The organism is Winogradskyella poriferorum (assembly GCF_050618035.1).
Lineage (GTDB): Bacteria > Bacteroidota > Bacteroidia > Flavobacteriales > Flavobacteriaceae > Winogradskyella > Winogradskyella poriferorum_A.
Genome location: NZ_JBODPY010000008.1, coordinates 14,374 through 35,938 on the forward strand (window position 1 = coordinate 14,374; position 21,565 = coordinate 35,938).

Annotated in this window: 20 protein-coding genes and 1 tRNA gene; 7 read left to right on the top strand and 14 right to left on the bottom strand. The window is 33.2% G+C overall.

All coding sequences use genetic code 11. From position 1 onward, the window contains the following. Positions 1-84: 84 nt before the first annotated feature. The 9 genes from ACRHOC_RS14145 to ACRHOC_RS14185 form a co-directional block, all read right to left on the bottom strand. On the bottom strand, positions 85-498 hold the full coding sequence (locus ACRHOC_RS14145) for an HYC_CC_PP family protein (protein WP_431159288.1): 414 nt from the start codon (positions 496-498) through the stop codon (positions 85-87). Positions 499-558: 60 nt separating this feature from the next. Then, complete coding sequence (locus ACRHOC_RS14150; protein ID WP_431159289.1) at positions 559-2,511, bottom strand: heavy metal translocating P-type ATPase; 1,953 nt, start codon at positions 2,509-2,511, stop codon at positions 559-561. A gap of 12 nt (positions 2,512-2,523) precedes the next feature. After that, the gene (locus tag ACRHOC_RS14155; protein ID WP_431159290.1) at positions 2,524-2,730 is read right to left on the bottom strand and encodes a GDCCVxC domain-containing (seleno)protein; all 207 of its coding nucleotides are present in this window, start codon (positions 2,728-2,730) and stop codon (positions 2,524-2,526) included. A 5-nt stretch (positions 2,731-2,735) separates the two neighbouring features. Then, complete coding sequence (gene merTP, locus ACRHOC_RS14160; RefSeq protein WP_431159291.1) at positions 2,736-3,326, bottom strand: mercuric transport protein MerTP; 591 nt, start codon at positions 3,324-3,326, stop codon at positions 2,736-2,738. A gap of 58 nt (positions 3,327-3,384) precedes the next feature. Next, complete coding sequence (locus ACRHOC_RS14165; RefSeq protein WP_431159292.1) at positions 3,385-3,801, bottom strand: Fur family transcriptional regulator; 417 nt, start codon at positions 3,799-3,801, stop codon at positions 3,385-3,387. A 2-nt stretch (positions 3,802-3,803) separates the two neighbouring features. Then, on the bottom strand, positions 3,804-5,009 hold the full coding sequence (locus ACRHOC_RS14170) for an efflux RND transporter periplasmic adaptor subunit (protein ID WP_431159293.1): 1,206 nt from the start codon (positions 5,007-5,009) through the stop codon (positions 3,804-3,806). Positions 5,010-5,013: 4 nt separating this feature from the next. Next, positions 5,014-9,348: a CusA/CzcA family heavy metal efflux RND transporter gene (locus ACRHOC_RS14175; RefSeq protein WP_431159294.1), complete on the bottom strand. Its 4,335-nt coding sequence runs from the start codon at positions 9,346-9,348 to the stop codon at positions 5,014-5,016. A 119-nt stretch (positions 9,349-9,467) separates the two neighbouring features. After that, the gene (locus tag ACRHOC_RS14180; protein ID WP_431159295.1) at positions 9,468-9,863 is read right to left on the bottom strand and encodes a hypothetical protein; all 396 of its coding nucleotides are present in this window, start codon (positions 9,861-9,863) and stop codon (positions 9,468-9,470) included. 64 nt (positions 9,864-9,927) lie between these two features. Beyond that, positions 9,928-11,292, bottom strand: a complete 1,365-nt coding sequence (locus ACRHOC_RS14185; protein ID WP_431159296.1) for a Piwi domain-containing protein — start codon at positions 11,290-11,292, stop codon at positions 9,928-9,930. A 133-nt stretch (positions 11,293-11,425) separates the two neighbouring features. Here ACRHOC_RS14185 and ACRHOC_RS14190 point away from each other — a divergent pair, with 133 nt between their 5' ends. The 3 genes from ACRHOC_RS14190 (at position 11,426) to ACRHOC_RS14200 (ending at position 14,290) form a co-directional block, all read left to right on the top strand. Then, positions 11,426-12,904 carry a DUF2779 domain-containing protein gene (locus ACRHOC_RS14190; protein ID WP_069674096.1) on the top strand — a complete coding sequence of 493 codons (1,479 nt, stop codon included), beginning with the start codon at positions 11,426-11,428 and terminating at the stop codon, positions 12,902-12,904. A 331-nt stretch (positions 12,905-13,235) separates the two neighbouring features. Continuing rightward, on the top strand, positions 13,236-13,841 hold the full coding sequence (locus tag ACRHOC_RS14195; RefSeq protein WP_431159297.1) for a recombinase family protein: 606 nt from the start codon (positions 13,236-13,238) through the stop codon (positions 13,839-13,841). Between the two features lie 80 nt (positions 13,842-13,921). Then, positions 13,922-14,290, top strand: coding sequence for a hypothetical protein (locus ACRHOC_RS14200; RefSeq protein WP_431159298.1), 369 nt, complete (start codon positions 13,922-13,924; stop codon positions 14,288-14,290). Between the two features lie 111 nt (positions 14,291-14,401). On the opposite strand, the gene ACRHOC_RS14205 is transcribed toward ACRHOC_RS14200, so the two are convergent. Next, positions 14,402-14,590: a hypothetical protein gene (locus ACRHOC_RS14205; RefSeq protein ID WP_431159299.1), complete on the bottom strand. Its 189-nt coding sequence runs from the start codon at positions 14,588-14,590 to the stop codon at positions 14,402-14,404. 45 nt (positions 14,591-14,635) lie between these two features. Continuing rightward, on the bottom strand, positions 14,636-15,886 hold the full coding sequence (locus ACRHOC_RS14210) for a hypothetical protein (RefSeq protein ID WP_431159300.1): 1,251 nt from the start codon (positions 15,884-15,886) through the stop codon (positions 14,636-14,638). A 282-nt stretch (positions 15,887-16,168) separates the two neighbouring features. Here ACRHOC_RS14210 and ACRHOC_RS14215 point away from each other — a divergent pair, with 282 nt between their 5' ends. From ACRHOC_RS14215 to ACRHOC_RS14230, 4 genes are all read left to right on the top strand, one after another. After that, positions 16,169-17,056: a ParB N-terminal domain-containing protein gene (locus ACRHOC_RS14215; protein WP_431159301.1), complete on the top strand. Its 888-nt coding sequence runs from the start codon at positions 16,169-16,171 to the stop codon at positions 17,054-17,056. Between the two features lie 89 nt (positions 17,057-17,145). Next, positions 17,146-17,679 carry a hypothetical protein gene (locus ACRHOC_RS14220; protein ID WP_431159302.1) on the top strand — a complete coding sequence of 178 codons (534 nt, stop codon included), beginning with the start codon at positions 17,146-17,148 and terminating at the stop codon, positions 17,677-17,679. Between the two features lie 91 nt (positions 17,680-17,770). Next, positions 17,771-18,187 carry a hypothetical protein gene (locus ACRHOC_RS14225; protein WP_431159303.1) on the top strand — a complete coding sequence of 139 codons (417 nt, stop codon included), beginning with the start codon at positions 17,771-17,773 and terminating at the stop codon, positions 18,185-18,187. A gap of 406 nt (positions 18,188-18,593) precedes the next feature. Further along, positions 18,594-20,243 carry a recombinase family protein gene (locus ACRHOC_RS14230; protein WP_431159336.1) on the top strand — a complete coding sequence of 550 codons (1,650 nt, stop codon included), beginning with the start codon at positions 18,594-18,596 and terminating at the stop codon, positions 20,241-20,243. Here ACRHOC_RS14230 and ACRHOC_RS14235 read toward each other — a convergent pair. The 3 genes from ACRHOC_RS14235 to ACRHOC_RS14245 form a co-directional block, all read right to left on the bottom strand. Next, positions 20,203-20,275 (bottom strand) — tRNA-Met (locus tag ACRHOC_RS14235). The genes ACRHOC_RS14230 and ACRHOC_RS14235 overlap by 41 nt on opposite strands. 116 nt (positions 20,276-20,391) lie before the next feature. After that, on the bottom strand, positions 20,392-21,243 hold the full coding sequence (locus ACRHOC_RS14240) for a leucine-rich repeat domain-containing protein (protein WP_431159304.1): 852 nt from the start codon (positions 21,241-21,243) through the stop codon (positions 20,392-20,394). A gap of 132 nt (positions 21,244-21,375) precedes the next feature. Beyond that, complete coding sequence (locus ACRHOC_RS14245; RefSeq protein ID WP_431159305.1) at positions 21,376-21,558, bottom strand: CPXCG motif-containing cysteine-rich protein; 183 nt, start codon at positions 21,556-21,558, stop codon at positions 21,376-21,378. Positions 21,559-21,565: the final 7 nt, after the last annotated feature.

Here is a 21,565-nt window from a genome sequence, read left to right on the forward strand (position 1 = left end):
CATTAGTGTTTGGACAACACCGAATACAGCAAATTATCCTTACGACATTGCAGTCATAGGATAAAAAAGTCTATTGTTTAAAAATCAAATTAAATAAGTCTCGTCAATCTTGTAGATACGCCTTATGACGAGTGGCGGTTTGTATTCTTCGTAAGAAGAAACATTATTTTCTAAACCTTCAAAAAAGTTGATGTAAGTGTAGACAAAAGATGCAATGAATAGGTGTTGCTCAAACGTGATATTGTCAACTTGCAATTGTAATTCGTCTTGACCTTCAATTGCTAATTGTTTATCATCACAACAATTTTTCTTGGTAATTGAACATCCTTCGGTTGAAGGTTTTTCCATTTCCATTCCGCAACCTTTGACCTTTTGGAATATAGCAGTTTCAACTAAAGTGCCTCCACAATAATGCATATTGACAGTAAATGACATTGTAGAAAACAACACTACAAAAGCCATTGCTAAAGACATTATTTTATGGAAAAACTGCTTCATAATGATTGCGAAGTTACGAAATTTTAACAACTATTGATTTTGTTTAACAGAAGTTTAATCTTAACTCCAACTCATTCTCTGTAACCTAACCGCATTTAATATTGCTAATAATGCTACGCCTACATCTGCAAATACTGCTTCCCACATTGTCGCTAAACCACCTGCTCCTAAAATCAGTACAATTACTTTGACACCAAATGCCAAAATAATATTTTGCCAAACGATTTTTCTTGTGGAACGACTTATTTTAATCGCCTTTACCACTTTTGAAGGTTGGTCTGTTTGAATAATAACATCTGCTGTTTCAATAGCTACATCACTTCCTAATCCACCCATTGCTATACCTACATCACTTGCTGCCAAAACTGGTGCGTCATTAATACCATCACCTATAAAAGCTATTTTGTTTGCTGGATTTTGCTTTAAAATTTCAACTTCATTTAATTTATCCTCTGGTAGTAAACCACCTTTAGCCATTTCAATATTTAATTCTCTTGCTACTTGTTGGGTAATGGAATCTTTATCTCCAGAAAGCATCATTATATTATTAATACCAACTTTATGTAAGGCTGTAATTGTTTCTTTTGCATCTTCTTTTAATTCATCTGCAATGACAACATAACCTGCAAATGTATTGTCTATAGATACTAATACTATAGATTCTACAATAGTTTCTGTTTCCTCTAAAATATTAATATTATTGGCTGTCATTAAGGCTTTATTACCAACTAAAACAGTCTTGCCATTCACGATACCTTTTAAACCTTTACCTGCTATTTCAGATACATCGGAAGCCTCATAATCTGCACCTTCATCTTTATATTCCAAAATGGCTTTTGCAATAGGATGTGTGGATTGTTCTTCCATAGCCATCAGGTATTTCATAAATTCGGATTCGTCCCAACCAATAGCTTTGATTACTTTGATTTTGAAAACTCCTTTGGTAACCGTTCCTGTCTTATCCATTACCAAGGTGTTTATTTTGGTCATTGCATCTAAAAACGAAGCTCCTTTAAATAAAATTCCGTTTTTTGAAGCTGCACCCAATCCTCCGAAATAACCCAAAGGAATAGAAATAACCAAGGCACAAGGACAAGAAATCACAAGAAAAATTAAAGCTCTGTATAACCAATCTCTAAAGACATAATCATCTACAAAAAAGTATGGTAGAAACGTAACACCTATTGCTAAAAACACAACTATTGGCGTGTAGATACGTGCAAATTTTCTAATGAATAATTCTGTTTTAGATTTTCGAGCAGTGGCGTTCTGTACCATATCCAAAATTCTTGCAATGGAACTATCTTTAAATTCTTTTGTAGTTTCGATTTCAATTACACCATCGAGATTGATACTCCCTGCAAAAACTTTTTCACCTTTTGCAATCGTATCAGGTTTACTTTCGCCTGTTAATGCTGCTGTGTTGAATGAACCTTTTTTGGAAAGTAGAATACCATCTAAAGGAATTTTTTCTCCCACACGAACTTGCACTTTTTCGCCAATTTCAACCGTTTCTGGACTCACAGACACATAATCATTGTTGCGATATACCAGAGCTTCATTTGGTCTTACATCAAGTAAGGCTTTTATATTTCCTTTTGCTCTGTTAACAGCTGCATTTTGAAAAAGTTCCCCAACTGCGTAAAACAACATTACTGCAACACCTTCAGGATATTCGCCAATAATAAACGCTCCAATAGTAGCAATGGACATTAAAAAGAACTCTGTAAACACATCGCCTTTTTTAATACTTTCCCATCCTTCTTTTACTACAGGAAGTCCTACTGGCAAATAAGCTATACCATACCATACAATACGCAACCAATCTTTAAAAAATGCAACATCAAAATAATCTAAAGCAATGCCAATAATTAGCATTGTAAAACTTATGATTGCTGGAATATAGGCTTTAATTTGACTTGAATTGCCACTATGATCGTGACCATCATCCTGACTATGTTGCTCTTTTGAATTTGATTTTATATCTCTTAAATTTAATTTCTTTTTTTTCATATTTTCTTCGGACTAACAACAACTTTTGTTTTCTTGAATTGGTGGACAAGGAACTGTTCCAAAAGAGCAAAACACACAACAGTCGCCTTCTTTTGGTTTCAAAACCGTTTTGCACGTTTCACATTCATAAAAGAATTGACAAGCATTTGTTGGCATTTCTTCTTCTTTTTTATGACCACAGTTAGGGCACGTAATTTCTGATTTTAATATAATTTCCATTAGTTTTATTTTTTGTCGGTTACTTTATAACCTGTTGTGTTAATTGCTTTCTCAATTTCCATCTCACTGGTTTTAGTTTTGTCAAATTCAATAATTGCATTACCCTTTTTGTATGAGGAATTTGAGTTAACAATTCCGTTGAGTTTGTTTACTTCGTGATTTATGTGTTCTTCGCAACTCACACAAGTCATTCCACTGATTTTAAATTCAACTGTTTTAATATCAGATTTGTTAACTACGAGTATTTGCTTTTCTGTGTTTGGGTAAAACATTCCTGAATAATACGGGAAAGCCAACATCACTATTGCGAATACTGTTACAAATCCTAAAAAGGTTTTTGATTGAATAAATTTTGGTTTTTCATCCGTTTCACATTCGCCGCAGTATATTTCTTTTTCTGGCTTCAATTTTTGATACCAAGCAAAAAGAAGAACTAATATGGTTAGTCCTATTAAATAAGGTCTGAATGGTTCTATCCAAGAAATTGTTGAAGCTACACCGCTTGTTCCTGCTATTAAAGCCAAAACAGGTGTTATACAACATAATGAAGCTGTAATTGCTGTAAGCAAACTTGTTATCGCTAATTTACTTTTCATAATTACTTAATTCTTTGATTACAAAAATGCAATTAAAAACAGTGCAATGGAAGTGCAATTATTGTCCACTACATTTATCGCAAATACCTTTTACAACCAAGTTTACATTTTCTGACACAAAACCATCTGGTACTTTTATTTGAGGTATTTTATGTTCTGTTAAGCAAACGGTTTCATTGCAATTATTACAATGGAAATGTAGATGCAAATCAGTTTCAATTTCGCAATTACATCCGTTTTCACACAGAGCATATTTAGTAATTCCTGTGCCATCGTCTATTTGATGCACTATCGCTTTTTCCTCAAATGTTTTAATAGTTCTGTACAATGTGGTTCTATCTGCTTTTTCAAAAGCATTTTCTATATCACTTAATGTTACTGCTATTTGTTTATTTGCAAGAAACTTATAAATCAATAAACGCATTGCCGTAACCCGTATATCTTTTGACTCTAAAAATTGTTCTATTGTTTGCATAATTAATGTTCGTGTTCTGTTTCGCCTTTTTTCATTTCAGCTATTAAATAATACGCATTATTATAAGCAAATTTTGTGGTTTTATCTTGTACTTCAGTAAATTGAACTGCTATCCAATTACCATCTTTTGCCCCTAATAGCACTTCTATAGGTATAAAACTCCAGTCTTCATTTTCTTTTTCCGCCGAAAACACGAAAAATCTATCGCCTTCTTTTACTATGGCACTTTCGGGCAACGCCATAGTTTTCGTATTTTCTGTTTGGATTTTTCCTTGAATATACATTCCAGGAATAAGAATCCCTTTTTTATTCTCAATTTCTGCGTGTACGTGTACCGCTTTAGGATTGTCTTCGAAAGTTTTACTTACCGAATAAATTTCAGCTGTTAATTCTTCATCTTGCATTGTTTGTACATTAAAGGTTACTTTTTGACCTTTCTTAACTTTATATACATCCTTTTCAAACACCATTAAATCAGCGTGAACGTGATGTGTATTTACTATTTCAAAGAGTTCGGTTTGAGGTTCAACATATTGTCCTGTTTTTACTTCTACCTTTTGCACATAGCCTTCAATAGGACTGCGTAGTGAAATACGTTGTGCAATACTACCATTGCGAACCGACGTTGCACTAATATTTAATAATTGTAATTGAGCTGCCATTCCTTGAACCATTGCCTTTGAGGCTTCATATTCTGCTTCAGCTTTTTGGTAATTTGCACCAGATCCTACACCTGCATCGTACAATTTTTGTTGACGCTCATAATTCTTCTTTAAAAAATTACTATCACTATAGGCATTTAAATAATTGGTTTGCATTTGAATAATATTTGGATGTGAAAGATATGCCACTACTTGACCTTTATTCACTTTATCCCCTTCAATCACTTCAATAGAAACTACATTAGCACCAATTACTGATGTTATGGCAGCCTCGTTTTGTGGTGGTACTTCTAAAGTTCCATTGGCTTCCACATAGCCACTCATATTGCGTGAAGCAATGGTGTCTATTTTCATTTTTAAGGCTTCAAACTGTTGTTGTGAAAGCATCACTTCTTCGCCTTCGCTATGGTCATCGTTTTCTTCAGTATTTTGTTCTTCGTTATGCGAATTGCCATTGTCTTCTTTGTGGCTTTCTTTATTTCCGCAAGCAGAAACAAAAATGGATAACATTATTATGGCTAAAAATTTATATAATCTATTTTTCATTTTCTTATTGATTAAAATATTGTAATTGAAATGTACTTTCTAAATAGTTTGCTAAAGCTGTTTGTGCTTCCAGTTCTGATTGAATAGCTTCTTTTATAAGTTGTGTAAACGCTGTGTAATCAATCTCTCCTTCTTTATATGCAAACAAAGCACCTGTTTTTTGTTCTTTAATAAGTGGTAATACTTCATTCTTATAGAACAGCCAAGATGTTTTCCATTTTTGGTAATTTTCTTTAGTTTGATTAAATTTAGATTGTACTTCTTTTTGTTTGAACTGCATATTTGATTCGGCAATTTGTCTATCAATTTTTGCTGTTCTAACTTGTGCTTTTGTTGTACCAGATAAGAACGGAATGGAAATACCAGCTTGATAGGTGTAAAATCCAGTATTTCCATTTACTTTTTGCAGGCCACCTTGAAGGTTGAACTTTGGTAAATTTTCGGCTTTAGCAGCTCTATAGTTTGCTTCTGCTTCTGTGACTTGAAGTTGAGAAATAGTATACAACGGATGTGCTTCTAAACTAAAGGATTCTACATTTATTTCGCTCTCTATATCAATTTCATCTGAAACTGTATAATATTCATCAGAAACTAACCATAGATTTAGTTGTTGTAATGCAATAGCATATTCACTTTTTGATTGCATAAATTTATTCTGAATTTGTAAGGCTTGATTTTTGGCAGCCGAATATTCTAACCGCGAAATAGCTTCTACTTCATAATTTAATGCAACTGCTTTTTCAAAATTGGCATAAATAGAATCTAACTCTTTGTATAAATTATACTTCCTTTTACTTTGTAAGGCATTTGCCCACGCCTTTTTAACTTCCAATTCTAAATCTAATTCTGAAAGCTGAAAGGCTTTTTGGGCTAACTGAATACGTTGCTCCTGTAATTTTCTCTTTGGGGAAATACCAAACACGTCTATATTTGATTGACCAACACCTATAGTTGTATAAATACCTGTGCCATTGTTAATTTCTTCGCCACCAGTAAAAATTTGAGTAGTACCAAAATCGAAAGCAGTTCCTTTTAATTGTTGTTGCTTATCAATTTCAAGCTGTCGTTGTTTTAGACTTGGATAGTTTTCTTTAGCCAATTTCACTGCTTCTTGCATTGAAATAAATGGTAACGAATCTTTTATTTGTTGTGCGTTACCTGTTATTGGCAACAAAAACATAAAAGCTACCATAGCAGTAACTGTTATTACTTTTTTGTCAGTTCTAAAATTGAATGATTTGTTTTCTACCCAATGATATAATATAGGTAAAACGAATAATGTTAATAATGTAGAGGTTAATAAACCACCAATTACAACAGTTGCTAAAGGTCGCTGAACTTCTGCACCAGCTGATGCTGAAATTGCCATAGGTAAAAAGCCTAAAACATCTGTAAAAGCAGTTAACATAATAGGTCTAATTCTTCGCTTTGTACCTTCTATTATTCTATCTTTTAGATTGGTTACTCCTTCTTCTTTTAATTCGTTAAGTCCACTAATCATTACTAATCCGTTTAAAACAGCAACACCAAACAGTACAATAAAACCAACACCTGCCGAAATACTAAAAGGCATATCTCGTAACCATAATGCTACAACACCACCAATGGTTGCCATTGGGATAGCGATGTAAATCATTAAGGTTTGTGGTAACGATTTTAGTGCAAAATATATCAGTACAAAAATGAGTAACAAGGCAATAGGAACAACAGTTTGTAAACGGTTACTGGCACGTTCTAAATTTTCAAAAGCACCACCATAACGAATAAAATAACCAGAAGGTAGTTCTAATTGTGCATCTAATTTAGTTTTAATTTCGCCTACCAACGATTTTACATCACGACCTCTTACATTAATACCTACATAAGTTCTTCTATTGGTGTTATCTCTACTTATTTGCATTGGACCTGCTTTGTAACTTACATCAGCTACTTCGCGAAGTGGAATCTGTGCACCAGAAGGTAAGTTGATAAACAAATTTTGCACATCTGTTATGTCTTTACGATTATGAGAACTTAACCTAACCACCAAATCAAATCGTTTTTCTCCTTCAAAAATAGTTCCTGCTATTCCTCCTGCAAAAGCTGATTGCACAATTTGATTTAACGTGTTTATTTGAAGTCCGTATTGTGCCAATTTACTTCTGTTATAAGTAATTGTCATTTGCGGTAAACCAGTTGTAGCTTCCGCTTTCATATCTCCAATACCATCAGTACCTGCAATAATTTTAGATATTTCTTCTGCTTTTTGAGACAATACATTTATATCTTCTCCATAAAGTTTAATAGCTATATCTTCTCTAACACCTTCAAGCAATTCGTTAAACCGCATTTCAATTGGTTGCGTAAACTCATAATTCACACCAGGAATTATTTCCACTGCTTCTTTCATTTTTTCGATGAGTTCATCTTTTGTCTCAACGGTTGTCCATTCACCTTTTGGTTTCAGTATTACAAATACATCTGCTAAATCCATTGGCATTGGATCGGTTGGAATTTCGGCAACACCAATTCGACTTACAATTTTTTCAACTTCTGGAAACTTTGCTTTTACAATTTGTTCAATTTTTGTGGTTGTTTCAATCGTTTCTGTAAGCGAGCTTCCGGGTTTTAAAATGGCGTGAAATGCAATGTCACCTTCATCGAGTTGTGGAATAAATTCGCCACCCATTCTTGTAAACATAAAAACTGCAATACCAAATAAAACAACAGAAACACCAATTATTAATTTTCCCTTCTTTAATGCTTTTTCTAATAGTGGCTGGTATTTACGTTCTACCCAATGCACGAATTTATCGCCATAAGATTTTTTGTCTGACTTTGGCGCTCTTAAAATAAGTGCAGACATCATTGGAACGTAGGTTAAACAAAGTACCATTGCACCAATCATTGCGAAAATAAAGGTCAATGCCATTGGTTTGAACATTTTTCCTTCAATACCTTCTAATGCCAGTATTGGCAGAAATACAATTAAAATAATCAGCTGACCGAAAAAGGCAGCATTCATCATTTTTTTTGAGGCATCTGCCGCAACACCATCACGTTCTTTAGATGTCAATTTCCTTTTCTTTAGGACTTGCGAAGCAATTAGAAAAACGGTGCTTTCTACAATAATCACAGCACCATCGACAATAATTCCGAAATCTATTGCTCCTAAACTCATTAGGTTAGCCCAAACATCAAAAACATTCATTAGTATAAATGCGAATAATAGAGATAATGGAATTGTTGAAGCTACTATTAAACCACCACGCCAGTTACCTAATAAGAAAATAAGAACAAATATCACTATTAATGCCCCTTCAATTAGATTGGTAGCAACCGTTGAGGTCGTTTCTGCTATTAATTTACTTCGGTCTAATAAAGGTTCGATAATGACACCTTCTGGTAATGACTCTTCAATTTGAGCCATTCGCACTTTTACATTCTCAATGACATCGTTTGAATTAGCGCCTTTAAGCATCATAACCAAACCACCAACTACTTCGCCTTCTCCATCTTGGGTTAAAGCTCCATAACGAATAGCGGCACCAAATTGTACCGTAGCAATGTCGCCAACGGTAATTGGAATATTGTTAGTGTTTTTAACCGTAATCTTTTTAATATCCTCTAAACTACGCACCAAACCTTCTCCACGAATAAAATTGGCTTGATGGTTCTTTTCAATGTATGCTCCACCAGTATTTTGATTGTTAGCTTCAAGAGCTTCAAAAACATCGGTAATTGTTAAACCAATAGCTTTTAATTCGTTTGGGTCTACAGCGACTTCGTATTGCTTAATTTTTCCACCTATGGCGTTTACCTCAACAACACCTTCTACCATAGCCATTTGACGTTGAACAATCCAATCTTGCATTGTACGCAAATCAGTAACCGAATATTTGTCTTTATACTCTGGTTTTACTTTAAGTGTGTATTGATAAATTTCTCCTAAACCTGAAGAAATAGGACCCATAGTTGGCTCGCCAAAACCACTCGGAATTTGTTCTTTGACTTCGTTTAGTTTTTCTGCTACTAATTGACGTGGTAGATACGTTCCCATATCATCGTCAAAAACTATAGTAACTACAGATAAACCAAAACGAGAAATGGAACGGATTTCCTTTACATCAGGCAGGTTGCTCATTGCAACTTCCACAGGGTAGGTTACAAATTGTTCAATATCCTCTGTACCTAAATTGGGGGCTTGCGTAATGACTTGAACTTGGTTATTGGTAATATCTGGAACAGCATCTATTGGTACTTGGGTCATACTCCAAATACCTGCTCCAACAATGGTAAGCGTTAGCAAACCAATAATGAATTTGTTATTGATTGAAAAATCAATGATTTTATTAATCATAGAAAATGTATTAATTCAGTTGAAAACTTGCGGTGCGAATAGGTGCAACGCTTTTATAGAGCAATGCTTACTTTGAGAAGCATCACGTTAGGATATAGTTATCCTTAAAAAAAACTGAATTATACTTGAGGGGGTTGAAAAAGAGATTCCAGATATCTGGAAGTGAAGTTTACTTGATGTAAATTAAACTGTTTTTTCTCTTCAAATTTTAGTCGATTGGTTAAAGCCAAATTATTGTTCGCAATAATTAATACCAACGGGTGACAACATTGATTATGAGAATGGACTGGTGTATTCTCCTTATCTGGGTTATGATGATGCTCTTCATTTTTAGCATCGCTGCCAATGTAATCTTCAACTACATAATCAAGGAAAGAGTCACCATAAACTTTATGGTCTTGATAATGGGTAATAACGTTTGAAATTTCTTTAATTGGACCACAAAAGTCCATATCTATGCTTATCCCTTGAAAAAAGAATAAAATAGACATTGATATGGAAACGAATATTTTCATATAATTTAGACAAATATACAAATTATTGAATGCAATGGTTGTGCAAAAGATAATGAGTTATTTTTTACAAAAACCACAATTTGTTTTTTGCATCCTCTGGAACACCATTGTTAAAGCGTGGTGCTATTTGTGCCACCATTTCAGGGTATTTAATGGTGATTGGTACATTTTGTTGGCGTAATGATTTCCAATATAGCCTGCTGAATTGATAGACTTGCGTTAATAGTTCTAATGCTACATTAGCATCTTCAAACGCATCGTCGTCTGGACTACTCATTTTAATTTTTATTGGAAATGGATAGCCATCTGTATCTGTATAGTATTGTGAATTTGGATAGCGTGCATTATTAAATAGCAAAAATTGGTTGCTGTCTATACGAATGTACGTACCACTTAATGGCATCATTTTATTATTCCAATTAAGGTCGTAAGCAATAATGTCTTCGGATTCTGTTTTGTTGATGTTAAGAATATATAAAGGCACTCCTAATTTTAATTGATGCATTCCTTCAATAATAGGCTGTAATTCTTCATATTTCATTTCTTTGTAAAAATGAATGACTACTTTATCTGCTTGAGCTACTGAAGTAAAATCTCTAATAGCTTTTAAAATGCTTCCTGCTAATAACTTTGTTTGGTTTTGATTGAAATATTCAAAGTTTCTGAATAGACCGTTATTTTGAAAACTAAAAGCACTTGCTATGTAACGTCTGTTTTCGCCTTGATTGGTAAAGGCTCCTACTCCAATTACTAATTCTTTTTTATCGGTTACTGCTAACTTCCAAGGTGCGCCACCTAATTTAGCGTGCATTGCCAATGCCATATTTTGTAAGGAAAATTGAAAGTTGTATTGATTTTCAATATTTTCAATCATTTTATGATAATCCACTACTTGGGTAATAATACCTTCATTTAAAAACAATTCCTTTATTTGAATATAAATTTCTCTGTCTTCGGGATCTGGTGTAAACTTATCGAATGGGCTTAAATAAAAAGCAGCATACTTTACATTGTCGTGGTCAAATTTTAGGTTTTCCAGCTTTTGGATGATGTCTGGTAAAGGGTCGTTTTCGTTTGTAAATTCAATAAAATGTTCTTTGGATGTTGATGCTTTTATGTTTACATAATCCTCTATTCCTTTAAAATATTTCTTTTGTGCTGTGACACCAAATTTTAAATTGTTATAAAAACTTTTTACAGCTTCTTTATGTGAGGTGTGGTATATAAAAAAGAATTTAATATTTGGACCTTTAGGACGTCTGTAAGGTGTAAACATATTCATAGCCAATTTAGGCACTAAATGCGTTTTTTTATTCCCATATTGGTCTTTACCAAATTCCAATAAACCTACTTCTGGATTGATGTGGTTAATACGATTACCTGATACTTTTATGTTTTCTGGAGTAACTACATCTACAGAATTATACAAGTCACGAGTAATGGTTCGAATGAAAGATTTAGAACCGTCTGTGTCATTTAAGATTTATAAACCCGAAAATATTAATAAACAAGAATGGGAGGAGTTTTTAAGACTTTATAATTTGTTATCTCTAATATAAATAATGTCAAAAAGTAGACTCTCCAAATCAACATTTATTCGTGGACTTCAATGTGAAAAGTCATTGTATCTCTATAAGCATCAATATAGATTAAAAGATCCTACACCTTCATCACTACAAGCGGTGTTCGACCAAGGAACCAATATTGGTTTATTGGCACAAGAACTATTTCCCAATGGTGCTGATGCGTCTCCTGAAAATCATTTTAAAATGTTTGAATCGGTGAGGAAAACACAGAAGTTTATTTCTCAAGGGGAGTCAATAATTTATGAAGCAACATTCCTGTACAACAACGTTCTTGCTGCATTAGATATATTGGTCAAAGATAATGATGGTTGGAAAGCGTACGAGGTAAAAAGTTCTACTAAGGTTTCGGAGACCTATATCAAGGATGCTGCCATACAATATCATACCATCACAAATTCTGGAGTTGATTTAAAAGACATATCGATTGTTCATATTAATAACCAATACACGAGAGAGGGAGAATTAGATATACATCAATTGTTTACCATTGAATCAGTGTACGATCAAGTTTTAGAGTTTCTCCCACGAATACCAAATGAAGTCAGAAGACTCAAAAATGTGATTGAGAGTTCTGAAATTCCAAATGTAGATATTGGTCCTCATTGTTCTGATCCTTACGATTGTGATTTTAAGGGAACCTGTTGGAAACACATTCCTGACTATTCAGTTTTTAATATTTCAAGACTAAACAAAGACAAGAAATTTGATTTATACAACCAGGGAGTAATCACATTAGATGATATTGATTTAAGTCAAACAGACCTGAATCCAAATCAATTGTTACAGGTTCAATCAGAAGTTAATGGGACCACTCATATTGATATTGAAGAGATAAGAAACTTCACAAATGGATTAATTTATCCTTTATACTTTTTAGATTTTGAAACAATTGGTCCCGCAGTTCCAAAATATAATGGTAGTAGACCATACCAACAATTAGTATTTCAGTATTCACTTCACATTCAAGAGACTTTAACCTCAGTAATAGAACACAGAGAATATCTTGCAGATCCATCTCAAGATCCAAGAATTGGGTTCATAGAACAACTCATTGAGGACTGTGGTACCAGTGGAGACATATTAGTCTACAATATTGGTTTTGAGAGAGGGAAACTAAATGATCTAATCGATGTATTCCCTGAGTTTTCTAATGAGTTGTTAGGGATTGTAAATCGTCTGAAAGATCTAATGATTCCGTTCCAACAGAAATGGTACTATACCCCCGAAATGAAAGGAAGTTATTCAATAAAGTACGTTCTACCTGCACTGGTTCCTGAACTCTCATACAATGATCTTGATATTAAAGAAGGAGGTACAGCATCTAATACTTTTCTTTCGATGGTAAACGGAACATTTGCGGGTGATGTTGAAGAAACAAGAAATCAACTCTTGGAGTACTGTAAGTTAGACACCTTCGCGATGGTCAAAATTCTGGAGAAACTACTACTAATATAAAACTGATTTTCTTTCAAAAAATTGAAAAATTTTATTTTTTAAAAACTCGAGTTTTTACAAAAAAAACCAGAAAAATCTGGAGCGGGGTATTCACCCCCTCTGGAGAAGTCGATTTCACCCTAAATAGAGGGGGGATACGGCAGGGGATGCTGCAGGGAGGGCCCCCACGGGATGATCCTTCACCAATTTTAATCGGCAAAATCCATTAATCACAATAATAGCGTACACTTTGATTTGTGAGTGCTGTCATAGCGATAAAATATAGGTTTTATGCTGCTTGAGGGGTGTTGCTGCTATAATTTTAGGGTATGGATAGGTAAACCTTAGAATTATGAGTATTTCAGTATTATACACAAGAGTTTCGAGCGTAGATCAGAAAACGGATCGGCAAAGAGTAAAAGAAGATGACTTTGATAAGGTGATTGAAGATAAATGTTCAGGAGCTATACCTATTTTTCAAAGACCCGAGGGTTCATCCTTAAAAACCCTAATTGATCGACAATTGATCAAGTCAATTTCTGTTTGGCAAATTGATCGTTGCGGTCGTGACCTAAGAGATATTATAAATTTTATTCATTACACCACTGAGAGAGGAATCCCTGTCAATTTTTTGTCGCAGGGTCTATGTACGCTCAATGAAGCTAAAGAGGAAAATCCAATCTCTAAAATGATAATTTCAATTCTTGGAGTGGTCGCTGAGATGGAACGAAAACTTTCAAAAGAACGTCAACGTGAGGGTATTGAGTTGGCTAAATTAGATCCAACAAAATATCTTGGGAGAAAACCAGGATCTGTTGAAGATCCAATTCGTTTTTTGTCGAAGCCACGAAATAAAAAGGGTTTAGAATTACTTCGAAAAGGATATAAAAACATTGAAGTTGCTAAGATTACAGGTCTTCATGTGAATACCATTACCAAGATAAAGCGACACATTTAATGGATACCTTTTTCACAATTTATTTTATTGTTGTTGGAGGGTTATTCATTTTGAACTTGGCATATGAGCTAATTAAATTATTGACTCGTGACGGTGAAGACTGGCAATTTCATTTGGCAGAGGATGTATTGAACTGGTGCCTCTATTTATATCCAATTCGTAAACAAAAACCACTACTAACTTTAGCGGAGGGTAAATCTCATTTAGCGGGGGAGTATTGTTTCTATAACAACACAATTATCATCTATAGAGACAACAATGTAATACGCAAAGACTTGATTAGGACTGTAATTCATGAGTTCTTCCACTTTTATAATCTCACATCACAGGCGAAAAACACCTTGTACCATAATCAATTAGAACATTTTGGATATGAAAACCATCCGCAGGAAATTCTATGCAATACTATGGGTGAAACTCTCGCAAAACTGTACCTAAAGAATAATTAAAATTATGGTTAGTTCACAAAGGGAACAATACCCCAACAGTCATTGTGCCAATTAAAATTGAAACCAAATCCTGATCTATTATATCAAGATCCAAACTTCCTGTCGTGTGACCTAAAGTTCATCGATCCACTTTAAAATCTCATTTTTCCGACAATTTTTGGTGTTGATTTTTAATAGGGAATGTTCAATGGATTCTCTAATAAATTGTGATTTAGATTTTTTCTCTCTCACCAATGTTTCCAATAAAGTAACATATTGATTTGGTGTTAATCGCAGTGAAATCATAACGTCTTTTTTCATATCTAAATGGGTTTAACAATAAATAGTGTAATACGTAGAAAAACACTACTTAATATCTCTGGTCAGTTGATTAATTAGGTCATCAATATCAATTGGATCTAAATCATTGATGTAAAGTCCAACTGTTTTTCGACTAATACCTGTGATTTTACTAATAGATGACACAGAATAATCCTTCTCATCATTAATTAACTGATTGATTGCGGCGGCAATCACTGACTTGGTCTTATTTTTTCTAATACACCCATTTAACTTGTTGGCAATAATTGATTTCTGCCCTGAAGTTAAGTCTGCATCAGGATTAATATGTAAAGTCTTGTATCTATAATTTTTATACTCATAATGTTCACTTAGGATATATCCATACTGCATATTGAATAGGGATAATAAGTCTCTATAACTCATCTTTGGATCAGCACAATTTCTATTGACATTATAGATATAACCTAATACATATTTGGGTTCTACTTCAGGATTTAGATGGAATAATGAATGGATCAATCTGGTGTATATTCTTCTTTTATTACCGTCTTTAATAACTCTGGGGATTTTGATATCAGTCCAGGGAACAGTTTCGATATCAATATCCTTTTTGTTAATGTACTTGGTTCTGGTAATCAGATTCGAATTGATATCAGAAATGGATAAATACATTATCTCTTTTTCAAGTGCGTAGAACAGTGTATTATTACTAACACCCCTATGGATAATACCTTGATTTACGCACTTTAACCCTTCAGTAACATCAATACAAACCTCTGTATTTACAAACACATTTGGATCATGAGAAATAAACCACATCTGAGATAATTTATCTGATCCACTGTCAAATTCTACATCTCCGAAATATTGAGATTTTAGTAAGTCTATGATGCATTTATACTCATTTTTAGAGGTAATCAAATGATTGATTTTCACCAAAACGGACAAACCATTACCGCCGCTGGATAAACATACCATTGAAACCACCTCTTTATACTTTGAAATGAACTCTTTTTTAAATTCAATAGGGTTATTAAGATTATCAATATCTAAGTAGATGTACCCTGAACCTATTTCATAGTTTTTTTCAAAATTTGATCCACTAATTGAATTAAACTTGAGAACACAATTTGGGTGACATCGAACAAGTTCTTTTTTCCCTTGATTGTACTCTATATCCCCTTTTTTATGAGTTCTAATGACCTTATAATCTTTTTTATAGGGATTAGTTCTTATGATTTTAATTAGAGTCTTAAAATCTATTGTTTTGGAGGGAATGTTATTATAAATGTTACCCTCATAAAGAGAAAACATAAAACTATTGATCCATCTCTAAAACCGATGCAGCAGCCGCTTGAAAATGGATAAAACTAATTGATACGTATTGGAATCTAATCTGCATGTTTACACCCCACGTGTTAAAAAATATAAAGAAATTAAAATTTGAAATCAAGCTTCGACTTCCTGTCACGTGACATGAGGTTGACTATCTCGATTATTTTCTTTATAATTTAATTGATCTCCTTTGTGGAGGGAATAAACTAATCTGAAAAGAATTATTTAAGTAGGATTAGATGTTGTTAATACTGACAACCAATGAATATCATTATCAAAAATGTCCCACTTGAGACATTAGAATTACACCCAAAACTAATTGGGATAAAATCAAGTATAAACCCTAAACAATTCCAGAAGTTTTTACCCTCGATTAAGATTTATGGGATTATAGAACCTCTTAAAGTCATCAGGGAAAACCACAAGTACTTCATCGTTGATGGATATGTAAGGTATCAGACTTTATTGACTAATGATGTAGACATTGAAACTGTACCAGTACAAGAGATTTCAATTACTGATGCAGATGTTATTTTAGAGTCATTACTTCGTAACACCCGCATCAAACGTTCCTATCTTGAAATTGCCAAGTCTGCATATCACTTACTTCATTTAATCGGTACCTCGCAGGGAAAGAAAAGAGTTGATATTGGACCCTTAAAATCAGTTGATGATTTTGGACAGGTATCAAAAGATAGATTTCAACTCACTTGTTCGATTCTGAGTTTAGACATTTCACCTACAACTCTACGAAGACTGGTTAGAATCTATGAGGCATATTTGAATGATGAATTGATGGGAGCGTTCTATTTTAATAGACTTGACTCTGGAGAAAGTATCATAAAAATTTATGAAATGACGTGTTTGTCATCTGAGGAAATTAAAAGAAAGGTAGACAGACGTTTAGAACTTGCACAAAAGAAATTAGATCGAGAAAAGAATGCGCAAGATAAATTGAAAGAAAAATATCTCCGAGAAGGTTATGATAAAGCAAAAAAGGAAATTGAAGAGAAGGCAGGCGAACCTATTATTAGATCACTAAGTGACCAACTGTGGCACGAGAAAATTCAGAAATTGGATGAGATTCGATATCGAATCTCTACTGACGATGAACGAATTTTAGATGAAATTTTACATAAGTATTATTAGGTACTTGACTTCCAGAAATTTTTTCTTTATATTTTATTAAGTAACTGATAGTCAGTTACATATTATAACAATTATATCATTATACAATTATGACAACAGAAGAGTTTTTTGCCGTTGGCGGCACCGATCAGCATCTCAAGGATCCAAAATTTGATGTGAGAGAATTCATGACAAATTTTATTTCAGACGATGAATTTGAATCTTTAATAGAGGCGGAAGTTTCGAAAATCAATGAATTTCATGAGCAGACAATTGATGAAAATTTATACCATTCTATGGATTATATCTACAGAACATATGACGAAAAAATGATAAATGATATTAATGTAGAAAAGGTGATCTCTTCTAAAGAGTCAAACATGCTAAAGATCCATAGAAATAATAGTTGCTACTCCAATTTGGATATTAAAAGAATTGAAAATCGATGTATAGAAATCGGGAGATCACAGGGGTATGATTTAGCATATGAATTAGCAAAACTCGATTATGAATTTTTTGAAACAGGAGATTCGAGCCTTGCAGAACCTACATTAAGAAACAGATTATTGAAGATTGTAAATGTGAGAAATGTTATTTCTACAGAAGATGAGTCAATCATTGACAATATTTTGAATAAATACTGATGAGAGAACAATATCTACAGATATCAATTCAAATGATACAATTCATACAGAATGTATGCGATAATCAGTAAAATAATAGAGTTATAAGTTTATGGTAAAAGAAGAGTTTTTTGCCATTGGTGGCACCGATCAGCATCTAAAAGACCCTGAGTTTAATGTGATGGAATTCATGACCAATTTTTCCGAGGAAGATGAATTTGGAATTGAATTGCTACATACATCTCCGTTGATAGATGAATCATATTTGATTTACACTGAATATCAATACATCGATGTAATACCTGATTTTATTGGAATGGATACGGAGTATGGTTGTCAACATAAGTACGAAAGTGGGTATGACGATGGTTACTACGAAGCGAAGAAAAAATATGGTTTTTATCTCACATCACATGAGTCCATTATGGATTATGAATGGGAACAACTACTGCGGAATCTTTACAAGATTCGTTACATCATAAAACCGTCGCACGAAGAAATATTAAATGAAATAATAAATCAATATTAACTAAACACCTGTCTATAAACAATATCCTCAACGATAATGTAAAAGACATATAGAAGATTAAAATCAATGTACATCAATAGATAAATGAGAAAACTTTGATGCAGTGTAGGTCGAATATTTTTTATAGCATAGCAAATGGAGTAACCCTTCCATGAGTAAATGGGTTAAGGTATGTTATCAATAAAATCCATGGATAACGCCAGATGGTATAAACCACTCAAGTAATATTTGTGTGGGTAGAGTAATACTCTATTATTTTGGAAAATTCTGGAGAATCGAAAATCTCAATTGAGAAATTTCGACTAATAACAGGTGATCATGACACACCTGATGAAAATGTCATGGATATCATAAATCATTTGTATAATCTGAGTTGCATTGTTTGCAACCACAACAATTTAAAATAATGAATAACGAATATTTCAAAAGGTTCATAAAGAGTGAACCTCAAAAAGAAAAAAATAATCAAGTTTGGGTCTACACTAGGGTATCATCCAAACAACAATTTGATTCAAACCACAGTTTGGAAAATCAGATAATATCTGCAAAACGGTTGGCCGAGAAAAAGAATTATAAGATTACCAATGAGTTTGGAAACACGTACGAATCTGCGAAAAATGATTTTACTCGTAAGGAATTTATGAAACTAATCAATGAAGTAAAACAAAGTAGACAAAAACCATTCGCAATAATGATTTACAAAATGAGTCGATTCTCAAGAAGTGGAGGAAGCGCAATTGGACTTGTCAATGATTTAGTAAGAAATCAAGGTGTTCACCTAATCGAAGTATCGACTGAATTAGATACCACTACAGAAGAGGGAGAGATACAAATTCATTATTCTTTAATACATGCGAGAAAAGAAAATGTAGAGCGATTAACTCATACAATACCAGGACTGAAACGCTTTGTTAAAAGTGGAAATTGGTTAGGAAAAGCACCTAGAGGTTATGATCATTATGGTCCAAAAGTAAAGAACCCAAAGTTTGTGCAAGGAATTCAGGAGCTTAAGATTAATAGTGAAGGAAAACTTTTAAAATTAGCATGGGATTGGAAGCTTCAAAACGTACCTGATTATCAAATCAGACAAAAATTATCAATACGTGGACTTAAACTTTCAAAGCAAACTGTCAGTGCAATGTGGAGAAATCCATTTTATTGTGGTATTCACAAAAATTCTTTCTTAAATGGAGAAATTATAGAAGGTAATTGGGAAAGACTCGTCTCTAAAGAGGATTTTAAAATCATAAATGACAGATTTGATACAAAACCAAAAAACGAATACAAACCTTATACTGTGCAACAGGACAGACCTTTACAAAATCAACTCTATTGTGGATGCTGCGGTTCTAAAATGACTGGTTATAAGGCAAAAAAATTATTCGACTACTATAAGTGTTTAAATTCTGAGTGTAAATCAAAGGATATGAATGCAAATACTTCCAAAAAGTCAATGAAGGAGGGTCTTCACAATATTTTTCAAAATCTTCTCTTGAATTTTGCATTAAAAGAAGATTTAGAAGAGGTTTTTAAAAAACAGATGAAGATTACAGTGAATGGTCAAAGTTCGAGAATCTATAAAGACCAAACAGTTCTTAAAAAACGATTTAAAGAGTTAAAAACTAAAAAAGAAACTTTGGATAGTCGATTTGCATTTGGTGAAATAGATAAAGAATTATACAATCGTTTTATTGGTCCTGTAACATCCGAATTGGTTGAAATTGAAGAAAAATTGGACGATTTTCAAATTAAAATATCGAACCTGGATAAAAAGGTTTTAGAATTAATAGAATTCAGTAGAAACCTCAGTAATATATGGGTGTCTGGAGAATATGAAACCAAATTATCACTTCAAAAATTATTGTTCCCAGAGGGAATAGTCATAGACCCGAACGACAGAACATATCGAACCTCAAATTTGAACCCTATATTTAGGTTAATCCATTCATTTACAGGAGGTAAGGATGATTCCAATAAAAAACGGACTAGTAAAAATACTAGTCCGTCTTGTGTAGTAGCGGGAACAGGACTCGAACCTGTGACCTTCGGGTTATGAGCCCGACGAGCTACCTACTGCTCTATCCCGCGATATTGGACTGCAAATATACAATGCTTTTTAATTTTACCAAGCATTTAAATGAAAAAACGCTCAGAAATTCTGAACGCTTTTAAACCAATTATAAATAAAACTCGATATTTTAATTTTAGTCATCATCGTCATCGTCATCCTCATCATCTAAAGTTGCTAAAGCACCTTTTAAATTTGCGGCATCTAAATCGAAATCCACAATATTTGGTAAATTATCTTTTAAAGAAGCATAATTACCTTTAAGATCGTTATTTGTTAATAACAACGTTTTTAAATTTGTTAGCTGTGCTAACTCACCTGGTAGCTGACCATAAAATGCATTATTAGACAATACCAATTCCTCTAATTGAGTTAACTCTCCAATTGCAGAAGGTACTGTACCAAGTAAACTATTATCAAATACACTAAATACTTTAAGCGATTTTAAGTTTGAAACCGTTGAAGGTATTTTACCGATTAAGTTATTACTACTTAGTATTAATACTTCGAGGTTTTTAAGATTCCCTATTGAACTTGGTATCTCGCCAAAGAAACCATTGTTATATAATTCTAAAGATTTTAAATTTTCAAGATTACCAATTGTTGAAGGTAGCGCACCACTAAAGTTATTTGAGAATAGTAAAAGTTCCTCTAGAGCATTCATCTCTGTTAAGGTCGACGGTAAATTACCGTTAAGCTTATTAAAAGATAAATTCAAAACTTTTAATGATGTTAAGGCTGAAAGTTCTTCTGGTAAATTTCCTTTTAGATTATTAAAAGGTAAGTTGATAGCTACAACATTATTATTTTCTACAGTTATGCCATACCAATCTGAAATTGGCGCTTCTATATTCCAAGTCGTTTTCCACTCAGGCCCATTGGTAGCATTAAACAGTGCTAGAAGTGCGTCTTTTTGTTCTTGGGAAACGTTTGCAAATGTAAATGCAGAAAGCAAGCAACATAACAAGGTTAATTTTAAAGTTCTCATAATAGCAGATTTATGTGGAGGGGCACATTATACTATACGAATATAGCACGAAACAGGATAAACAACAAGTTTTTTCGATGAACTGCATAGTAAAATTTCATAAAACATTGATTATCAATATTTTAATAAAATCTACTGTTCTATATTTTCAGCTTGAAAACTAGTGATTTCTTGGTCTTCACAGGTTACATCAACCTGAATAGGATTGCAACATATTTCACAATCCTCAATATAATTTTGCCTACTTTGAGACGTATCTATAAGCATCGAAATCTGCTCCCAACAGTATGGACATTGAAAGAAATACTCGTCCATTTATTTC